The 19,416-nt window shown below is 60.4% G+C and carries 18 protein-coding genes and 3 tRNA genes; 14 read left to right on the forward strand and 7 right to left on the reverse strand.

What is annotated here, in order from left to right; all coding sequences use genetic code 11:
• Window positions 1-389: 389 nt before the first annotated feature.
• Window positions 390-1,463 carry a D-alanine--D-alanine ligase family protein gene (locus tag LPJGGPFB_RS10780; RefSeq protein ID WP_173419909.1) on the reverse strand — a complete coding sequence of 358 codons (1,074 nt, stop codon included), beginning with the start codon at window positions 1,461-1,463 and terminating at the stop codon, window positions 390-392.
• 482 nt (window positions 1,464-1,945) lie between these two features.
• Between LPJGGPFB_RS10780 and LPJGGPFB_RS10785 the strand changes: the two genes are divergently transcribed.
• A complete protein-coding gene (locus LPJGGPFB_RS10785) occupies window positions 1,946-2,242 on the forward strand; it encodes a hypothetical protein (RefSeq protein WP_173419910.1) in 297 nt (98 codons plus the stop codon).
• A gap of 568 nt (window positions 2,243-2,810) precedes the next feature.
• Window positions 2,811-3,125, forward strand: coding sequence for a barstar family protein (locus LPJGGPFB_RS10790; protein ID WP_173419911.1), 315 nt, complete (start codon window positions 2,811-2,813; stop codon window positions 3,123-3,125).
• 107 nt (window positions 3,126-3,232) lie between these two features.
• Here the strand turns inward: LPJGGPFB_RS10790 and LPJGGPFB_RS10795 are convergent.
• The 3 genes from LPJGGPFB_RS10795 to LPJGGPFB_RS10805 form a co-directional block, all read right to left on the reverse strand.
• Window positions 3,233-3,309 (reverse strand) — tRNA-Arg (locus tag LPJGGPFB_RS10795).
• A gap of 37 nt (window positions 3,310-3,346) precedes the next feature.
• On the reverse strand, window positions 3,347-3,652 hold the full coding sequence (locus LPJGGPFB_RS10800; RefSeq protein ID WP_065781518.1) for an ETC complex I subunit: 306 nt from the start codon (window positions 3,650-3,652) through the stop codon (window positions 3,347-3,349).
• Window positions 3,653-3,934: 282 nt separating this feature from the next.
• Window positions 3,935-4,011, reverse strand: a tRNA-Pro gene (locus tag LPJGGPFB_RS10805).
• Window positions 4,012-4,231: 220 nt separating this feature from the next.
• Here LPJGGPFB_RS10805 and LPJGGPFB_RS10810 point away from each other — a divergent pair.
• Entirely contained in the window at window positions 4,232-5,413 is a 1,182-nt protein-coding gene (locus LPJGGPFB_RS10810) for a GGDEF domain-containing protein (RefSeq protein ID WP_173419912.1), read from the forward strand.
• 280 nt (window positions 5,414-5,693) lie between these two features.
• Entirely contained in the window at window positions 5,694-6,698 is a 1,005-nt protein-coding gene (locus LPJGGPFB_RS10815) for a GlxA family transcriptional regulator (protein ID WP_173419913.1), read from the forward strand.
• A gap of 76 nt (window positions 6,699-6,774) precedes the next feature.
• On the opposite strand, the gene LPJGGPFB_RS10820 is transcribed toward LPJGGPFB_RS10815, so the two are convergent.
• The gene (locus tag LPJGGPFB_RS10820; protein WP_173419914.1) at window positions 6,775-7,029 is read right to left on the reverse strand and encodes a glycine zipper domain-containing protein; all 255 of its coding nucleotides are present in this window, start codon (window positions 7,027-7,029) and stop codon (window positions 6,775-6,777) included.
• A gap of 673 nt (window positions 7,030-7,702) precedes the next feature.
• Between LPJGGPFB_RS10820 and LPJGGPFB_RS33025 the strand changes: the two genes are divergently transcribed.
• Window positions 7,703-8,035 carry a hypothetical protein gene (locus LPJGGPFB_RS33025; protein WP_234902793.1) on the forward strand — a complete coding sequence of 111 codons (333 nt, stop codon included), beginning with the start codon at window positions 7,703-7,705 and terminating at the stop codon, window positions 8,033-8,035.
• Between the two features lie 112 nt (window positions 8,036-8,147).
• Here the strand turns inward: LPJGGPFB_RS33025 and LPJGGPFB_RS10825 are convergent.
• Window positions 8,148-8,223 (reverse strand) — tRNA-Lys (locus tag LPJGGPFB_RS10825).
• A gap of 191 nt (window positions 8,224-8,414) precedes the next feature.
• Here LPJGGPFB_RS10825 and LPJGGPFB_RS10830 point away from each other — a divergent pair.
• Window positions 8,415-9,161: a cytochrome c biogenesis CcdA family protein gene (locus LPJGGPFB_RS10830; protein WP_053247663.1), complete on the forward strand. Its 747-nt coding sequence runs from the start codon at window positions 8,415-8,417 to the stop codon at window positions 9,159-9,161.
• A gap of 187 nt (window positions 9,162-9,348) precedes the next feature.
• Window positions 9,349-10,311, forward strand: coding sequence for an AEC family transporter (locus LPJGGPFB_RS10835; protein ID WP_173419915.1), 963 nt, complete (start codon window positions 9,349-9,351; stop codon window positions 10,309-10,311).
• Here the strand turns inward: LPJGGPFB_RS10835 and LPJGGPFB_RS10840 are convergent.
• Window positions 10,279-11,490: a UbiH/UbiF family hydroxylase gene (locus tag LPJGGPFB_RS10840; RefSeq protein ID WP_173419916.1), complete on the reverse strand. Its 1,212-nt coding sequence runs from the start codon at window positions 11,488-11,490 to the stop codon at window positions 10,279-10,281. The two genes, LPJGGPFB_RS10835 and LPJGGPFB_RS10840, sit on opposite strands and share 33 nt — an antisense overlap.
• Window positions 11,491-11,769: 279 nt before the next feature.
• Between LPJGGPFB_RS10840 and pcsA the strand changes: the two genes are divergently transcribed.
• From pcsA to LPJGGPFB_RS10875, 7 genes are all read left to right on the forward strand, one after another.
• A complete protein-coding gene (gene pcsA / locus LPJGGPFB_RS10845) occupies window positions 11,770-12,495 on the forward strand; it encodes a phosphatidylcholine synthase (protein ID WP_173419917.1) in 726 nt (241 codons plus the stop codon).
• Window positions 12,496-12,505: 10 nt separating this feature from the next.
• Complete coding sequence (locus LPJGGPFB_RS10850) at window positions 12,506-13,483, forward strand: quinone oxidoreductase family protein (RefSeq protein ID WP_173419918.1); 978 nt, start codon at window positions 12,506-12,508, stop codon at window positions 13,481-13,483.
• Between the two features lie 49 nt (window positions 13,484-13,532).
• Window positions 13,533-15,107 carry an ATP-binding cassette domain-containing protein gene (locus LPJGGPFB_RS10855; RefSeq protein ID WP_173419919.1) on the forward strand — a complete coding sequence of 525 codons (1,575 nt, stop codon included), beginning with the start codon at window positions 13,533-13,535 and terminating at the stop codon, window positions 15,105-15,107.
• Entirely contained in the window at window positions 15,097-16,191 is a 1,095-nt protein-coding gene (locus LPJGGPFB_RS10860) for an ABC transporter permease (protein ID WP_173419920.1), read from the forward strand. The genes LPJGGPFB_RS10855 and LPJGGPFB_RS10860 overlap by 11 nt, the downstream gene beginning before the upstream one ends.
• Entirely contained in the window at window positions 16,191-17,111 is a 921-nt protein-coding gene (locus LPJGGPFB_RS10865) for an ABC transporter permease (RefSeq protein ID WP_173419921.1), read from the forward strand. Before LPJGGPFB_RS10860 ends, LPJGGPFB_RS10865 begins: the two co-directional genes overlap by 1 nt.
• 47 nt (window positions 17,112-17,158) lie before the next feature.
• Window positions 17,159-18,229: a BMP family ABC transporter substrate-binding protein gene (locus tag LPJGGPFB_RS10870; protein WP_173419922.1), complete on the forward strand. Its 1,071-nt coding sequence runs from the start codon at window positions 17,159-17,161 to the stop codon at window positions 18,227-18,229.
• Window positions 18,230-18,557: 328 nt separating this feature from the next.
• Window positions 18,558-19,304 carry a FadR/GntR family transcriptional regulator gene (locus LPJGGPFB_RS10875; protein ID WP_173419923.1) on the forward strand — a complete coding sequence of 249 codons (747 nt, stop codon included), beginning with the start codon at window positions 18,558-18,560 and terminating at the stop codon, window positions 19,302-19,304.
• Window positions 19,305-19,416: the final 112 nt, after the last annotated feature.

Genomic DNA, 19,416 nt, shown 5'->3' on the forward strand with positions numbered 1-19,416 from the left:
TCCGATTGGAAGTCCATCAAGACGACGGTTTGAGCACCCGTTCAGGGGACGCGGTCTGGCAGCGTTTTGGTGATGGTTCGATCCGCACGAAGTTTCATGCAGCGACAGGTCGGCAATGCCATTCCGGTCTCGAACCGTCACCTCGACGAACGCATTGAAATGCGATCCGACAGCGATGATCGCTATCGGGTGTGCGTGGTGAAACAAGCGAGACCGGGGTTTACAAAGGCAAAGCAGAACTCCAGGAAAGACAGCGTGGTTTGCTGCGCAACCGTCCTAGCCGAATATTTTTGCTACGGGAAGTAGCGGTCGCGAAAAATGGTCGCGTTTTCGGATTTTGGCCATGAGCGCGAAGCGTTACGCCACGCGATGCTGAAGCCTGAAAATGGCTAGTGAGCCGCTTTGGCTCTCGCCAATCCGTGCTCGATCAACAGGCCGACAAGCTCGGGATAGGGGATGCCGCTTGCGGCCATCGCCTTCGGGTACATGCTGATATCGGTAAAGCCCGGCATGGTGTTGACCTCGTTGATCACCGCGCTCATATCGGCACGAACAAAAAAGTCGACGCGAGCGAGCCCTTCGCAGCCAAGCGCGATGAACGCTTTTTCGGCCATATCCTGCAAGCGTTGCGTGACCTCATCTGGCAAAACTGCCGGCACGCTGATTGCTGCGCCATCTTCGTCGATGTATTTTGCCTCGTAGGTGTAAAAACCGTGGCTGGCATTGGCTGCGATCTCGCCCGGAACGGAAACCATCAAAGCTCCGTCCGGCCTTTCGAGCACGGCACACTCGATTTCCCGCGCCTTTATGAACTCCTCGATCAGAACCTTGGTGTCGAACTTGAAGCCTTCGTCGAGCGCGTGTCGCAACTCTTCGGCCGAGCGCGCTTTGCTGACCCCGACAGACGACCCCTGCCGCGCAGGTTTGACGAACACCGTCTGTCCGAGCGCGGCCGTTATGTCCTCATAGTCCGGGCGTTGGTCGGGCTTGAGGGTGACAGAGCGGGCAACCGGCAGTCCCGCTTCGCGCAGCAGTCGCTTGGTCATGTCCTTGTCGATGGCGTTCGCCGATCCCAGGATGCCGCAGCCGACCAATGGAATGTTGCAAGCCTGCGCGAGACCCTGCATCGACCCATCCTCGCCATACAATCCGTGCAGGACGGGAAACAGGATATCGATTGCCGGCGGATGAGCCGCCTGCGCAGGCGCGTCGAATGCGAGCAGGCGACCGCGCCCGCCGGGAACCAGGCAGACCTTGGTGCCTGAATAGGCGATGGCGGCGGGCAGGGTGCCTTGTACCGTTTCTATCAACAGCCATTGACCGGTCCGGTCGATGAGGATCGGCACGACCTCGTATGTGTTCGGGTCTATGGCCTTCACAACGTTACGCGCCGAAAGAATGGAAACGTCATGCTCTGAGGATTGGCCGCCGAAGAGCACGCCGACACGCAATCTTGAGGTCATGAAAGGTCCTTTCTCTGAAGGGGAAACAGTCTATCGACCCAGTTGTACCCGACCAATTGCAACCGAATTGAGATGCTTCCAGCCGCGCTCTATGCGCTGGGCGTTCGCCGAAACGCTGAGCCGGCGGTGCCGCGCTGAGCTTCGGAAGGTATGTTGCCCCTCAAACCGGGCATCGCCACGCGTTCCTTCAGGCGCCGACGACCGCTGCCGCGCATGGAATCATTGCGCGGCTTTGGCCTTGAGCTGCGAGCCAATTGTTATGCGCCAACTCGATCAGGGCTTCCGCGGGCTGCTCGGGCGCCCAGCCAGCCGCTGGGACCAAGGCAAAAGAGCATCAAATTTGCCACATTGAACCGCACTGATTTGTGGAACGGTTTCAGCGATCAGGCGTTACTCTTGCCAGGCAGCGTAAGCCCGCGGGCAGAGGCTGCCTGTATCTCGTAAGGCGGGGCTGAAAACCCGCCGGAGATGGGAGCAACGCCATGAAAATTTCCACGAAGATGTCATGGGTCGCATTTGTCATCACCCTTGCTGGGACCACGGTGCCGGCTTTTGCCGAGAACGACTATTATGAGCCGGTACCCGGCGGCGTCTATGTTGATCCCATGCCGATGGGCAGCGTGTACGTGGAGCCGGTGCCGATCTACGGTGCATACGGCTACTATCGTCCCCCGGCGCTGACCTTGGGTGACGAAAGGGAACGCTACACGAACGAGTACATGGGTGGTGGTGAAGGTGACTACTACCAGGGGATCGCGCATCCGCCGTCGGTTCCCTGAGCGTCCGATCGTTCAGCGTCACGAAAGCAGAGTTGTGATCTACCGCCAGCCGAGAGCCGGCAATGATGATGCAAGGTCGACGGTCTTGTGCGTTGTAGTCGACGCCCAACCAGTCTCGGCGGGCCACTCTGCCGGAGCGCCGAGGCGACTAACGGCTCTTGAACTGATTGCGCAGCGCGCCTCAGCAAAATCGACCGGCGACCTGTACGGGATTTTTCCGGGAATATTCGGGTGATTCTCGGGAGCCTGATTCCGGGACGTCCTAGGTTACGTCATTCTCTGACGAAACCGAGTCCAGAAAAATGTGCGATTCCATGGAGGTAGGTTTTGCACCTCACATCACGGCGGAATCACTGACATTGATTTCGTTGAGAAATCCGGTTGCGCTTCATTGGCGGGCGGAATAACCCTCACAACAGCGCGGAATCGAGTCGCGAAACCTCGCATCGATCCGGAATAGAGCGTTATCGCAACAGCGGGTGTCTGGTAGGGTGTGGCTTGCACGCAAATAGCCCAACCTCAGCCATATTCATTAAGGCAGCAGCCTTTTCAAATTCATGGCTACGAAATGAACTTTGACTTCGGCAATACGATGCGAGAGATTGTTGTTGATTGCTCAGACATAAGATCGCCCGACGAGTTTTGGCGGCGCTATCTCGACGCTACGAAGCCGGAAGGTGCATCGATGTTTGGTCGCAACCTCGACGCATTCTGGGATGCCATTGAGGGCGGCGGACCAGGATGGCCGGGTGAAGTCACACTCATTTTTTCGCACTCCGATCAATTGTCAAAGCTGCGGACGCCGGACGGGTCGTTTCTGGATGCGCTGAAAAAGATCGCGAATGACGCGACCGAGATAAGCGTGAAGTTCATCGACGGCTAACAGCTTTCGTCCGACCGGACAAATCACGTCACTTCATCGGCTTTAAAGGTCGGCTGATTCCGGATCGTCTGACCACATTCCGGATCGATGTGAAGCTCGAAAGTAGGTGGCGACCCCTGCAGGATTCGAACCTGCGACAACCTGCTTAGAAGGCAGGTGCTCTATCCAACTGAGCTAAGGGGCCGTTGCGGGCAGGGCCCGTCGAAAACGGCTCAAGGACCTCAATGGGTCCAGGGCTGCATCCGGCTGAAACGGAAATTGTCCGGGTAGGACACAGTCTTGCGGGTCGCCTCCTTCGGGGCAATCACGCGGTACTCGATGCCGTTGCGCTCGGCATAGGCGATGGCCTGCTCCGCACTTTCGAAGGTCAGTCGCAGCTGCTGCAGCGTATCACCCGAGCTGGTGTAGCCCATGACCGGGTCGATGGTGCGCGGCTTTTCCTGATCAAACTCCAGCAGCCACAGATTCGTCTTGGCTTTGCCAGACTGCATGGCGGTCTTTGCTGGACGATAGATCTTTGCGGACATGGTTTCGAACGGCTCCGTTATTTCGCTGCTGAAGCGTTTTCTCGCCGCAACACGCGTCATCCCATAGCGCAGAATGATTTAAAACGGAATGACTTTCAGACGGATAAATCTGGCTTTTCGCCCGGATTCTGTCAGCGGCATGAGATGGGACGCTGGCCAAGGGGGCGGCCACGCAATCGCCGCCAGACACTATCGTCGGACAACAAACGCCGAAAGCACTCACAGATCGACGCATGCCAATGTTGCAGTCGACCAATAAATCAATATTTTCAGGGATTTCGTTGGTCGGAGTGGAGAGATTCGAACTCCCGACCCTCTGGTCCCAAACCAGATGCGCTACCAGACTGCGCTACACTCCGTGCCAACGGCGCCGGAGATACACGCTTCACCCACGCCCTGCAACATGAAATTTCATGCCGGGCGAGCTTACGGGGAAAATGTCATGCGCTTATGGGATGCCCGCGTGGCCAATATGCTGGAAATTCAGGCTTTCGCGCCCGATTTCTCATTTTCATTTAGTAATCCCTAAACTCCATGCGGTAGAGGCGCGGCGACAAACAACCAGTCCGAGCCGGATCCATGACCGCCCAACTTGACCTCGCAACTGTGCTGCTGCTCCACAAATCGTCGTTTCTGGTCGGCGCGCTGTGCTTCCTTTATCTCCGGTGGCAATCGCCCCGGAGCGAGGGGCTTGGGATTCTTGCGATCGGATTTCTTTTTCTCGCCTTGGCATCCACACTTGCAGGATACGGCGAGCAGAAGCTGCTGCCGGCTTTCTTGTGGACGCTCTCGAGTTTTACGCTCGGCCTTACCGGCTACGCTCTCTTCTGGATCGGGCTGTCCCGCCTCAGTGGTCAAAGGCGGCAACGGGCCGATTGGCTGGCGCTTGCTATTCCCTTGACCGGGGCGGTCGTCGGCTTGGTCACGCATTTCCATGTCGTCAACTACATGCGTGCAACCGCCTTCAACACCGGTGCTTTTGTCGTTCTCGCCGCCTCCGCCTTCAAAGTCGTCTCGGACCGGCGAGATGAGCCGCTGCCGGTACGGGCAATCTTTGCGGCGTCTTTGGCGGTCGCGGCCGCTCTTTGCCTTGCTGTCGTGGTTGGCCTGCTCAAGCCGGAATTTCTGCCGGTTACCACGACCTACGCCTTCTTCCTGCTGATCATCAGCCACTTCGCCATCGCACTCTTTGCGCTGGTGCTCGTCAAGGAGCGTGCGGAGGCGGCATTGCGGCGGACGGCCGATACGGACATGCTGACGGGGGTTGGGAATCGCCGATGGTTCCTGTCGCAACTGCCACGCTTCGGCTTCGAGGGCGATGCCCTTGCGATCATGGACCTCGACTTCTTCAAGCGCATCAATGACCGGTTTGGCCACCAGGCAGGTGACAAAGCGCTGATCGCCTTTGCCGAAACGGTGCGCGCTAACCTGCGTTCGAGCGATTGTTTCGCCCGGCTCGGAGGCGAAGAGTTCGGGCTCTACCTCCCGAAAACGAGCGAAGTGCAAGCCCAGGCCGTCGTCGAACGGCTTCGCTTTGCCATCGAGCAATTGGATATCCGATTCGACGACCGTCGCGTTGCTCTCAGCGTCAGCATCGGCGTTGTCGCCGGCCGCGGCGTGCAACGTAGCTGGGAGGAGCTGTTCAGCATGGCCGATGCCGCGCTCTACCAGGCGAAGGATGCCGGCCGTAACTGCGTCGTCGCCTATGCCCTGCCACCGGCGTCGTTTGCGAGGAACATATCGGGAGCACGTGTAGGTTGAATTTGTTGCGGTGCGGCGACGATCTGCCAGCCTGTGAGCGCCAGCGCTGCTGCGCCGCGTGGCTGTACCGCTCTCGATCCCGGCCTCGTTCAAGGTCGTGGATAAAAAAACGGGCCGGCGGAAATGCATCCAGCCGGCCCGTTCCGGCAATCTCGCGGAAAGGGGAACGTCTCTGCGCGGGGCTGCAGCGCCGCGCGAAGGGAGATCGATTGCCACCTGATAATGCCTGAATGCGCCTTGCCCAATTGACATTTCGCGCTGAAAATTTGACATTTATCGCATGGACGCCACAGAGAAAATGCAATCTGTGATCGATGTCGTGGTTGTCGTTCTGCCAGAGTCGTCAATCATGTCTCTGGCTTCTGTGCTCGATCCGATGCGTGCTGCCAATCGGGTCTCGGGTCGCCAGGTCTTTCGCTGGCGGTTGTTGTCGGGGGACGGCCAACCAATCATCCTGACGTGTGGCATTCCGATCGCCGTCGACGGCAAGTTCGCCTTGCCGCTCGAAGGCGATGTCTTGCTGGCGATCGGTGGCTTCAATCTCGACAGGCATGTCGGAAGCAGGTTCATCGCGACGCTTCAGGAGTGCGCCCGCCATTTTGACGTTGTGGCCGGTATCGAATCGGGCTGCTGGCTGCTCGGCCGCTCGGGTCTGCTCAACGGCCGCAAGGCGACAGCCCACTGGGAAGAGCTGGAGGATTTCAGCCAGGCATTCCCCGCATTGACGGTGCTGGGTGATCGCTTCGTCACCGATGGAAAATTCTGGACCTCCGGCGGCGCATCGCCGACTTTCGACATGATGCTGCATCTCATCAGCCAGCGCCTCGGCTCTGCCTTGGCGCTCGATGTCGCCAGCATCTTTGTCTACGACCAGACCCACAGCGCGACGGACGTCCAGCCGGTGGTCTCCCTCGGGCGGATAGAGACCCTTGATCCCGGTTTGGCGGGGGCGATCCGTCTCATGGAGCGCACGCTCGAACGGCCTCTCACAGTTTCTGCGCTCGCACGTCGCCTGTCCGTGTCGCAGCGAAAGCTGGAGTCTCTGTTTTCAAAGGGCCTTTCGACCAGCCCCGGCGCCTATTACCTGCGCCTGCGCCTTCAGGTCGCCCATCGGCTTGTGCGCGATTCGGGAAGCCCGATCCGCGAGATCGCGCTGCGCTGCGGCTTCGACAGCCTCTCGGCGTTTTCTCGCGCCTACAGCCGCGAATACGGAACGAGCCCGTTGAAAATGCGCGGCAGGCACCGCGGCGCGGCTGCGATACCGCAACGCGGCGAGGGGATCTGAAGATGGTGAGTGCGCCTGATCCTTCGCTAGCGATTGCTATGCTTGGAGGTCGCGCAATCGGACGCCTGGTCTGCTGTCATTGGCAGCGGGCTTCGTACCGGCGGCCATAGCGATCACGATAGATACAATAGCCTTGGCGGTCCTGGGAACGCCCAATCAGGTTACCCATGAGCCCCCCGGCCACAGCGCCGATAGCCGCACCGCCCCAGCTGTCGCTGACGACACCCCCGATAAGGGCGCCGGTACCCGCGCCGATTACGGTCCCTTTCTCTGTCTGAGTGCAGGACGCGAGGGTCGCAATCATTCCAACTGCAATGATAAGGTTTTTCATGCTTTCATCCCTTTGCTCGATGTTAATCTGGACTATCTCGATGGGAGTCTTTGCATTCACGCTACGTAACGCAGCATCTACGTAATGCGCGTAATTGTCGATAGTGGCGATTCGTGAAGGGATTCGGTGCGCTGATTGGCCTCTCACCCGGGCAACCCGGCGGCGTTAGGCTTCGTTTCGCGATCGGCGTTCCGAGCGTTTCTATGCTTCGTTCAGAGCCGTGCGCGTTTCTTGGATCGCATCCAGAGTAGCGGTGTTCATGGTAGCCCGCAAAGAACGACGACAGTAACCGCTGGCACGCATGCCGATGACAAGAGTGCCCCGCTGGTGGCGGATTGCGGGCGACTTGGTATGTCGCAGCCGTAAGCCATTGGCTCGAAGTGGAGACATCAATGCGCCGCCGAGCCGGGCGGGTAGTGATGTTCACAGACGTTGGTGCCCGCTACTGAATTATCCCCGTAGAGAGTTGCTTGCCACCACCGCAGCCGCCCGGCTGCCGGACACCACCGGATCAACGCGCTCACCCCGACGGCTCCGCTGGCGTCAGACCCATCGTTCCGTCCGCTCGAGGGGCTTTTTTGACACGTGCAGCCGTTTGAATGCAATGCACTGTCGTTCATCGGCAGTTCAGGGTGATTAGCTCAATGTGATAACCAGTTAGGAGGAGTTTGCTATGAAAAAGCTCTTATCCGCCCTCGCAGCGATCAGCTTGGCTGCGTCTTTCGCGTTACCGCTAAGCGCCGCTCCGATTTTCGTGCCGAAACCTGTAGAAGTGCAGGCCATCACTACCGCCGAACAGGTCAACCACTGGCGAAACCGACATTGGCGGGCTGACCGTCGGTGGGATCGCCGCTGGGATAGGCGGCACGCCTGGCGTTCCTGCGGCTACTACGGCAGGTGTTACCCACGCTATTACGGGTACAACGGCTACCGTGACGGTTATGGTTACCGTGACCGATACCATTACCACCGGCGTTCGGGTGTGACCATCTACTTCAATTTCTAGCGGGAAGCGCTGCAGCGCCAGGCGGACGCTGGATTTGCTACGGATCGATACGAAACGTGCAGCAATTACTCAAAGCGCACAGGTCTGAAGTGGCGTCAAAGAAAGAGAAAGATGGTGAGCGCGCAGGGATTCGAACCCTGGACCTACTGATTAAAAGTCAGTTGCTCTACCGGCTGAGCTACGCGCTCCCTAGCCGCGGCCGTGAAGCCCGGCGGAAGTGGGCGGACATATGCACTTGAGCTTCCCGCCGGTCAACCCAAAAATTACGGCTTTCGTGAAGAAATGGTGCATGGCGCAATGATCGCCAAAAGGTGATTGGTATCATCGGGATCATGCGGCTATGGAATGGCCCAAATACCGCATGCCGGAGTTCTTGCCGTTGTCGATTGCCGATATTTCGATCTGGACCGCCATTCTCGCTGGCGCTCTGTCCTTCCTTTCGCCCTGTGTTCTGCCGCTTGTGCCGCCCTATCTCTGCTATATGGCGGGTGTTTCGGTCGATCAGTTTCGAAGCGGCGAGGCAGTTTCGGCGCGCAGCACAAGGCGCGCCGTTCTGCCGGCGGCCCTTCTGTTCACGCTCGGTTTTGCGACCGTGTTCGTGTCGCTCGGTGCCGGCGCATCCTCGATCGGCCTGCTCCTGCGCCAGCACATGGATCTCCTGTCGCGCATCGGCGGCGTGGTGATCATCATCATGGGTCTGCATTTCCTCGGCGTGTTCAAGATCGGCCTGCTTGCGCGTGAGGCGCGGTTCCAAGGTGGAGGCAAGCCGGCGACGCTGTCGGGCGCCTATATCATGGGCCTTGCCTTCGCCTTTGGCTGGACGCCTTGCATCGGCCCGGTGCTTGGAACGATCCTCGGGGTTGCGGCAGCACGCGACACGGTCACGGACGGCGCCATGCTCCTGGCCGTCTATTCGCTCGGACTTGCAATCCCGTTCTGGATTGCAGCCGGTTTCTCCGGTGCGTTCATGCGCTTTCTCCTGCGGTTCCGACGCCATCTCGGCCTCGTCGAAAAGCTGATGGGCGCGCTTCTGGTGCTGGCGGGCCTGGCCTTCCTCTTCGGCTTCATCAGTTCCGTCGCCATCTGGTTCCAACAGACCTTCCCGATTCTGATGAAGATCGGCTAAGTCGACCGAGGACAGGGGCGCGTTCGCCGATTGCGGCTCAACCTATTGGAATCGATCAGGTTGATGCTATTGGGTTGAACAGGCCCAATTGAACGACAGCGCGAACTTTGCGACCAACCGACGACTGGGCATCGGGTGGGGTCCTGTTCCCGCTCAGCGGATCGCATGCGCATGGCCGGGGAGTGGCATGACGGAAATTGCTGGCCTGGTACTGCCATTCTTCGGGCTGATTTTTCTCGGTTATCTGACCGCCCGCTTTGTCGAGCATCCGGGCGAGGCGATGGGATGGTTGAACACCTTCATCATCTACCTCGCTTTGCCGGCGCTGTTCTTCAAGCTGGTGTCGCGAACGCCGATCGAACAGCTGACGCGCGCCGATTTCATCCTGACGAGTGTCGGGGCGACCTACGTCGTCTTTTCGCTGATCTTCATCGTCGGCCTGTACGCGCGGCGCAACACCGTGGGCGAGGCAACCATCCAGGGCTTTGCCGCCGCCTACGGTAACATCGGTTACATGGGGCCCGGGCTTGCCTTGCTGGCACTGGGCGACGCCGCGGCGGTGCCGGTCGCGCTGATCTTCTGCTTCGAGAATGCTGCGCATTTTACCGTGGCGCCAGCGATGATGGCGCTGTCGGGCGGGCGAAAGGAAAAGCCTGTTGTGCTGGCCTTCGGCATCGCCCGCAAGATCATCCTGCACCCATTCATCCTGTCGACCTTGGCGGGTGTCGTGGCGGCATTCTTTGCAGTCCAGCCGCCGTTGCCGGTGCAACGCCTGATCGACTATCTGGCGCAGGCGGCAGCCCCTTGTGCCCTGTTTGCCATGGGTGTGACGCTGGCGCTGCGGCCGATCAAACGCATCCCGGTCGAGATCGGGTACATCGTGCCTGCCAAGTTGATCCTGCACCCGGTGTTGGTGTTCACGGCGCTCAGCCTGACAGGCAACTATGATCCTGTCTGGGTGCAGACGGCTGTGTTGCTGGCCGCGCTGCCGACGGCGACGAACGTCTTTGTCATCGGACACCAATATGGCGTCTGGCAGGAGCGTGCCTCGGCGACGATCCTGATCACCACGCTGCTTTCGGTCGCAACCGTGACCGGGCTGCTCTACCTGATCCGCTCAGGCGCTCTTCCGGCCGATCTTTTCCCGTAATCCGTCCTTCAGCGCGTGGAACGCGCTGCCGGGGTGCACGCCTTCACGCATCAAAAGGCTGCGTAGCGGTCCCGCGGCAGACAGGATATGCAGGCCGACGGCGCGCAGCGCCTGAACCGGCAGAAAACCGGACAGAAGCGATCGGTTCAACAGATCGACGCTTGCCGTGCGGCTGACGATGTCCGGACGGCGACGGCTGTCGAATCGGTCACCGATATCACCTTGCAGATTGTCGTCCGCTTTTGCGCCGATCAGATCGACGAGCGTCATTGCATCGCGAAGACTCAAGTTGAGGCCCTGGGCGCCGATTGGCGGGAACGCGTGCGCAGCTTCGCCGACGAGCGCGACCCGGCCCTTGCCGAAGCGATGAGCGCTCATGCCGGAGAGCGGGAAGGACTGCGGGGCAGCCTCGACGGTGACCTTGCCGAGGATCGACTGCATCCGATCTTCGACGGCACGCGACAATGTCGCGAGGTCGAGCGCCAGCGTGGCAGCCGCATCTTCGGGTTTGCGCACCCACACGAGGCTCGAGTGATTGCCGGGCAGGGGCACCTGGGTGAAGGGGCCGCTCTCGGTGTGAAATTCGGTCGACGTGTCCTGGTGGGGAAGCTCGTGCGCAAAGTTGAGGACGACGGCGGTTTGCGGATAGGACCAGGTGCTGACAGCGATCTTGGCCGCTTCGCGCACAGGCGAACGGCGACCATCGGCGCCGACGAGCAGATCGGCCGTGATATCGCGTCCGTCATCCAGCGAAATCCGCGCCTTGTCGTCGGAGAGGTCGAAATCGACCGCCGACATCGTCAGGCGGTCGAGCGTTGCTGTTTCGGAGGCGCGCTGGCGCAGGATATCGAGGAAGGGGGCATTCGGAATGTTGTAGCCGAAAGCCGCTAGTCCAACTTCCGAGGCGCGGAAGTTCACGGTCGGCGCCCGCAGCAGGCGGTTGGTGCCGTCAAGAATGCGCATCGTCGACAGCGGCGCCGTCACCGGCTGAACCTTGTCCCAGAGGTTCAGTTTTTTCAGATATTCGATCGACTGGTCCATCAGTGCGGTCGTCCGTCCGTCGGACGATGCCGGTTCCGGCCCGATCAGCGCAACGCGGTAGCCCGCCTCGGCAAGCGCGATCGCTGCCAGGGAGCCCGCCAGACCGGCGCCGACGACGGCAATGTCGTAATGATCCATGATGGAAAGAACCCCTTCGCTCGCGCCATCAAGCGCCTGCTGCTTTCATTTCGATCTTACTTCTAGTCTTCGGCAAGTGCGAAATAAATGGGTTGAATCAGCGCAGAAGCAATTTGAAAATGTCCACAGATCAATCTCAGTCGGACAAAGTCTTGCTTGAATTTTGCTGGCGATGCGTTGCAAAGGGTGCATATTACGCGCAATGCGCCGCCAAAGCGGTTGGGGTGGGGTTACAGCCCCGTCTGGCGAAGTGCACAAGGGGATAGGCGGCGTCCGCAGATGAAGTTTTTCAACTACAAAAGAGTCCCCTACGCCGAGATCCGCGCCTTCTCCGTGCACATATTGACCGCTTCCGGGTCTTTCCTTGCTTTTCTCGGTGTCGTTGCGGCGGCTGAACACCGCTTCGTCGACATGTTCTGGTGGCTGGGTCTGGCCCTACTGGTCGATGGCATCGACGGCCCGATCGCCCGCAAGGTCAGGGTCAAGGAAGTGCTGCCCAACTGGTCGGGCGACACGCTCGACAACGTCATCGACTATGTGACTTACGTGCTCTTGCCGGCTTTTGCGCTCTATCAGAGCGGCATGATCGGCGAGCCGTGGTCCTTCGTGGCAGCCGGCGCGATCGTCGTCTCGAGCGCGATCTACTATGCCGACATGGGCATGAAGACCGACGAGTATTTCTTCTCGGGCTTTCCCGTCGTCTGGAACATGGTGGTCTTTACGCTCTTCGTCATCCAGGCCAGCGAACTGACCGCCTCGATCGTCGTCTTCGTGTCGGTGGTGCTGACCTTCCTGCCGATCAACTTCCTGCACCCGGTGCGCGTTCAACGGCTGCGGGTGCTCAACCTCGGCGTCTTTTTCGTCTGGTCGGCGCTCAGCATGTACGCGCTGCTTCTGCATTTCGTGACGCCGGCCTGGGTGGTGACCGGTGTTCTAGCAACAGGCATCTATCTCTACGTGATTGGTTTCGTCCTGCAGATTTTCCCCAAGCTCGGCCGGACCTAGGAGCTCTTCGATGGCACAGGCAATTGTCGTACGCGAACTCGGCGGACCCGAGGTCCTGAAGCTGGAGGGTGTTACGCTCTCGCCGCCGGGGCCGGGCGAAGTGCAGATCCGCCAGGTTGCTGTCGGCTTGAATTTCATCGACGTCTATTTCCGAACCGGTCTCTACAAATCCGCCTCGGGCCTGCCTTTCGTTCCGGGCAAGGAAGGGGCCGGGATCGTGACAGCCGTCGGCGATGGCGTCAGCCTCTTTGGCATTGGCGACCGGGTGGCCTATGCTTCGTCGGACGGTGCCTATGCCAGCGAACGCAACGTCGAAGCCTCGCAACTGGTCAAGGTTCCCGACGACATATCGCTCGAGACGGCAGCGGCGATGATGCTGAAGGGCATGACCGCGCAGTACCTGCTCAACCAGACATTCAAGGTCGGCCCGGAAACGACGCTGCTTTTCCATGCGGCCGCTGGCGGCGTCGGCTTGATTGCCGGCCAGTGGGCAAAAGCCCTCGGCGCAACCGTCATTGGTACTGCAGGATCGCAGGACAAGATCGATCTGGCGCTTGCCCATGGCTACGACCACGTCATCAATTACCGCACGGACGATTTCGTTGCCCGGGTGAAGGAATTGACCGACGGCAGGGGTGTCGATGTCGTCTATGATTCGGTCGGCAAGGATACCTATCCTGCCTCGCTCGATTGCCTGAAATCGCGCGGCCTCTGGGTGAGCTTCGGCAACTCGTCCGGTCCGGTCGATGCCTTCAGCATCGGCATCTTGGCGCAGAAGGGGTCGCTGTTTGCGACGCGTCCGACACTCTTCGGTTATGTGTCGACGCGGCCTGCGCTTGAAGCGTGTGCAAATTCCCTCTTTGATATTGTGCAAAGCAACAAAGTGCGTATCAATATAAATCAGACTTATCCGCTTGCCGACGCCGGTCGCGCGCATACGGATCTTGAGACAAGAAAAACGAGCGGAACAACACTGCTGATTCCTTGATCGAAGCCTTAAGGCGGACGGGAATCGACAGAGGGGAAAAGAGGGCAGCGTGCCTGTTGAGGGAGCAACTGCGAACAGTCCATTGTTGACTGTGAGCAACCTGACGAAATTGTTTGGCTCATTTGCGGCCTGCAATGACATCAACCTGCAGATAGACCAGGGCGAAATCCACGCCCTTCTCGGCGAAAACGGTGCCGGGAAATCGACGTTGGTGAAGATGCTGTTCGGCGTCCTCGCACCGACGGCGGGCGAGATCGTGTGGCAGGGGCGCAACGTGCGCATCGCCAGCCCGGCTGCGGCGCGCAAGCTCGGCATCGGCATGGTTTTCCAGCATTTTTCGCTGTTCGAGGCGCTGACCGTCGCCGAAAACATCGCGTTGTCGATGGACAGCAACATTTCGCTCGCCAAGGTGGCTGAGGAGGCCTCGCGCCTGTCGCACGCCTATGGCCTGCCGCTCGATCCGAAGGCGCATGTGGCCGATCTCTCCGTCGGCGAGCGCCAGCGCATCGAGATCGTTCGCGCGCTTCTGCAGAACCCGCGCCTGATCATCCTTGACGAGCCGACGTCGGTGCTGACGCCGCAGGAGGCGGATCGACTGTTCGAGACGCTCAACAAGCTCAAGGCCGAAGGACGTTCGGTTCTCTATATCAGCCACCGGCTCGAGGAAGTGCAGCGCATCTGCGACCGCGCCACCGTGCTGCGTCACGGCAAGGTCACTGGGGCCTGCGATCCCAGGGCTGAAACTCCGGCGTCGCTGGCACGCATGATGGTGGGAAGCGACGTCGCGGCGGTGACTGCCGAGGGCACCAGCACCAAGGGCGACGTGCAGCTGGAAGCACGCCACCTCTCCGTGTCAGCACGCACGCCGTTCGCCGTCTCGCTCAAGAACATCTGTCTCAAGGTGCGTGCCGGCGAAGTGCTGGCGATTGCCGGCGTGGCCGGCAACGGCCAAGGCGAGCTTTTCGATGCGCTTTCCGGTGAATATCCGGTCGCCGACGACGCGGCCGTGCAGATCAGGCAAAAGCCCGTCGGCACCAGAAACATCAATGCGCGACGGCTGATGGGTGCAGGCTTCGTTCCCGAAGAACGACACGGCCACGCTGCGGTCTCGGCCATGCCGCTTTCGGACAATCTGGTGCTGGCCAGAAGCCGCTCCGATGCCAAAGCCTTTCTCGGCGGTGGCTTCCTCAACATCATCCGTCGAGACGCGGTCGCCGCAGCGACCAAGCGCATCTCTGAAGCGATGGACGTGCGCAAGAGCGGGGAAGATCCGCCGGCGGGATCGCTTTCGGGCGGCAACCTGCAGAAATTCATCGTCGGCCGCGAACTCGACCGCCAGCCGGCCGTGCTGGTCGTCAACCAGCCGACCTGGGGCGTCGACGCGGGTGCTGCAAGCCGTATCCGGCAAGCGCTTGTCGATCTCGCCAAGGCCGGGTCCGCGGTGCTGGTGATCAGCCAGGACCTCGACGAGATCTTCGAAGTGGCGACCGAAATCGCGGTGATCAGCGAGGGGCGGCTGTCCGATCCCTATCCGGCGCGCGAGCTTTCTCGCGAAAAGATCGGCCTGCTGATGGGCGGCATGTACGGCAAGACGGAAGGCACGGGGGCTGTGCATGCGCATTGAACTGGAAAAGCGGGCCAAGATATCGACGCTGTTCTCGATCCTCTCTCCGTTCATAGCCTTCCTGCTGATGATCGTCTTCGGCGGCATCATGTTTGCGCTTCTCGGCAAGAACCCGGTCACCGCGCTCTACAGCTTCTTCGTCGAGCCGCTGAGCGAGGTCTGGTCGCTGCATGAACTGGCGATCAAGGCTGCACCGCTGATCCTGATCGCCGTCGGCCTTTCCGTCTGTTTCCGGTCGAACAACTGGAACATCGGCGCCGAAGGGCAGTTCATCATGGGGGCGATCGCCGGCTCGATCCTGCCAGTGGTATTTTATGATTGGCAGTCGCCGCTGGTGCTGCCTCTGATGATGCTGATGGGCATGCTCGGCGGTGCGTTGTTTGCTGCCATTCCCGCCTTCCTCAAGGCGCACATGAACACCAACGAGATCCTGACGAGCCTCATGCTGGTCTACGTCGCCCAGCTGTTTCTCGATTGGCTCGTGCGCGGCCCCTGGCGAAATCCGGGCGGGATGAATTTTCCGGAGACGCGCACCTTTGCCGCCAATGCAATCCTGCCGGAAATGATCGCATCGGGGCGCACCCACTGGGGCTTTGCATTCGCCATCATCGCGGCGATCCTCGTCTGGTTCATGATGCGCTACACGCTGAAGGGCTTCGAGATTTCGGTTCTCGGACAGTCCGAACGTGCAGGGCGCTTTGCCGGCTTCTCGTCGCGGCGGATGATCTGGTTCTCGATGCTGCTGTCGGGCGCGCTTGCCGGTCTTGCCGGTATTTCGGAGGTCAGTGGCGCGATCCAGCAGCTGCGGCCGGTGATTTCGCCCGGCTATGGCTTCACGGCGATCATCGTGGCGTTTCTCGGCCGGCTCAATCCGCTCGGCATCATCGCTGCCGGTCTGGTGCTGGCGCTGACCTATCTCGGCGGCGAGGCGGCACAGCTGTCGCTCGGCGTGTCCGACAAGGTGACCCGCGTCTTCCAGGGCCTGCTCCTGTTCTTCGTGCTCTCCTGCGACACGCTCATTCATTATCGCATCCGGCTGGTCTGGTACCGGTTCACTGCGTCAGATCTGGACGGGAGCCGCTGATGGGGATCGTCGAAGCCATATTGCTGAGCGTCATCACTGCCGCGACACCGCTTGTCCTTGCCGCTTTGGGTGAGCTGGTGACGGAACGTTCCGGCGTGCTCAATCTCGGTGTCGAGGGTATGATGGTCATGGGCGCCGTCTGCGCCTTTGCTGCCACCCAGATCACCGGGTCGCCTTACCTGGGCATTCTGGCGGGCATCGTCTGCGGCGCCGTGTTCTCGCAGCTCTTTGCATTCCTGACCCTGACGTTGGTTGCCAACCAGGTGGCAACCGGCCTGGCGCTGACGCTGCTTGGTCTTGGCGTCTCCGGCATGCTCGGCGAGGGCTTTCTCGGCATGCAGGGGATCAAATTGCAGCCGATCGCCATTCCGCTGCTGTCGGATATCCCCGTTATCGGGCCGTTGCTGTTCCGGCAGGATATCATTTTCTATCTGTCCATCGCTTTGGTGGCGGGCGTTCACTGGTTCCTGTTCAAAAGCCGCGCGGGCCTGAAGCTGCGCGCCGTCGGCGACAGCCACGCGTCGGCGCATGCCCTTGGCGTCAACGTCATCAGGACGCGCTATCTCGCGGTGATGTTCGGTGGCGCCTGTGCAGGCTTGGCCGGTGCTCAGCTGTCATTGGTCTACACCCCGCAATGGGTGGAGAACATGTCGGCAGGGCGCGGCTGGATCGCGCTTGCGCTGGTGGTGTTTTCGTCCTGGCGCCCGTGGCGCCTCGTCGCCGGTGGTTATCTGTTCGGCGCCGTATCCATCAGCCAGCTGCACGCGCAGGCCTTCGGCCTCGGCATACCCTCGCAGCTCCTGTCGTCGCTTCCCTACCTCGCGACGATCATCGTCCTCATTCTCATTTCACATAACCGGCGCACGACCTTGATCAATACGCCGGCATCGCTCGGTAAGCCGTTTGTGCCAGATCGGTGACATAACAATCCAGACGGACGTTTCTCAAACCGACAGAGGTCAAGAAAATGAAAAAACTACTGCTCGCTCTCGCAAGTACCGCTGCTGTCATCGGCTTTGCCAGTGCCGCTGCCGCCCAGGAAAAGGCCAAGGTCTGCTTCGTATATGTCGGTTCCAAGACCGATGGCGGCTGGACGCAGGCCCACGATATCGGCCGTCTGGAGCTGGAAAAGGCGCTCGGTGACAAGATCGAGACGCAGTTCCTTGAAAGCGTTCCGGAAGGCCCGGATGCCGAGCGCGCCATTGAGCGCCTGGCTCGCTCCGGCTGCGGCCTGATCTTCACGACGTCCTTCGGTTTCATGGACGCGACGATCAAGATCGCCCAGAAGTTCCCGGACGTGAAGTTCGAACATGCCACTGGCTACAAGACTGCGCCGAACGTGGCGACCTACAACAGCCGCTTTTATGAAGGCCGCTACATCCAGGGCGTGATTGCCGCCAAGATGTCTGAAAAGGGCGTCGCCGGCTACATCGCCTCGTTCCCGATCCCGGAAGTGGTGATGGGCATCAATTCCTTCGTTATCGGCGCGCGTTCGATCAACCCGGACTTCAAGATCAAGGTTGTATGGGCCAACACCTGGTTCGACCCGGGCAAGGAAGCTGATGCCGCCAAGGCGCTGGTTGACCAGGGCGTCGATATCCTGACGCAGCACACCGACACGACCGCTCCGATGCAGGTTGCCGCAGAGCGCGGCATCAAGGCTTTCGGCCAGGCATCGGACATGATCGCCGCCGGCCCGAAGACCCAGTTGACCGCGATCGTCGACACCTGGGGCGCCTACTACATCAAGCGCACCCAGGCCTTCCTCGACGGCAAGTGGGAAACCACGTCGAGCTGGGACGGCCTGAAGGACGGCATCCTGACGATGGCGCCCTACACCAACATGCCTGACGACGTGAAGAAGCTGGCCGAGGATACGGAAGCCAAGATCAAGTCGGGCGAGCTGAAGCCGTTCACCGGCCCGCTGAAGAAGCAGGATGGCAGCGAGTGGCTGGCAGCAGGCGCGTCGTCGGATGACGGTACGCTGCTCGGCATGAACTTCTACGTCGAAGGCGTTGACGACCAGCTGCCGAAGTGAGCTTAGCTGAAGAGATTGGCTAATATGCAAACCCCGCCGCTACGGCGGGGTTTGTCGTTCTAGACGGGTGCTCCTGACGCCACGGCGGCTCGTTTGCAACTGTGAAATGGTGTTGTTCTCCTCGTGGAAGTCGTTGCAATCAATGGTCGTGCGCGCCGGTTTCGACACTAGTGCAGGATGGCCGTATTTCGTGTAATGCTCTGAGGAATCGGTTGATCACTTCGACGTTCGCCTGTCCCGTTCGTGGGGAAAGGCGCTCGGTGGCAAACCGCATGTTGAGGCGCCGCAATCGGCGCTGTCAGGCAAGGGAGTGCCTGGAGGAGGTGGGTTGAACAGGAGTTTGCTGGAGACGGTCCTTTCCGGGACGCGGAAGCGCACCAGTCATGCGCATGTGGTCGACCAGCTCGGCAAGGCGATCGTTTCAGGCGAGTTCCCGATCGGGTCGATCTTGCCTGGCGATCCGGAACTGGCGGCGCGTTTCAAGGTGTCGCGCACGGTTCTTCGCGAAGCGATGAAGACGCTTGCTGCCAAAGGCTTGGTGGTTCCGCGCGCCCGCATCGGCACGCGCGTCACGCCGAGAAACGACTGGAACCTGTTCGACAACGATATCCTGACCTGGCATTTCGAATGCGGCGTGGATGAGGCTTTCCTTCACCACCTGAGCGAAGTGCGCCTGGCCTTCGAGCCGCATGCGGCCGCGCTCGCGGCAAGGAACGCGTCGGATGCCGAGATCAGCCGGATGATGCGTCTCGCAGTCGCCATGGGCGAAGCCGGCCACACGGCCGAGAGTCTCGCCTATGCCGACCTGAAGTTCCATCTGTCGATTGCCGAGGCTTCGGGAAATCCGTTCATGCGCACGGTCGGCGGACTGATCGAGGCGGCGCTGGTCGGCATTTTTAAACTGAGTTCGCCGGTCGAGGAAAAGGGCGGCGTCGACGAAGTCGCCCGCAATCACATCCGGATCGTCGAGGAGATCGGCCGTCGCGACGAGGCAGGCGCGCGCGCCGCGATGGAAAATGTCATCAAGATCGGGCGCGAGCGGGTGCGCGGCGCCCTTCGCTCGGGCGAACGTTAAGCCAGCTTCTCCAAAGTTTCCCATTTTGGGCAGGTATTTCCTCGCGAAATACGGGTGAAGTGCATTTGGTGACACGGATTTCGAGACTTGCGCTTGCCCGGATCGCCCGCTG

The sequence above is a fragment of the Ensifer adhaerens genome, from assembly GCF_013283195.1.
GTDB lineage: Bacteria > Pseudomonadota > Alphaproteobacteria > Rhizobiales > Rhizobiaceae > Ensifer > Ensifer adhaerens_G.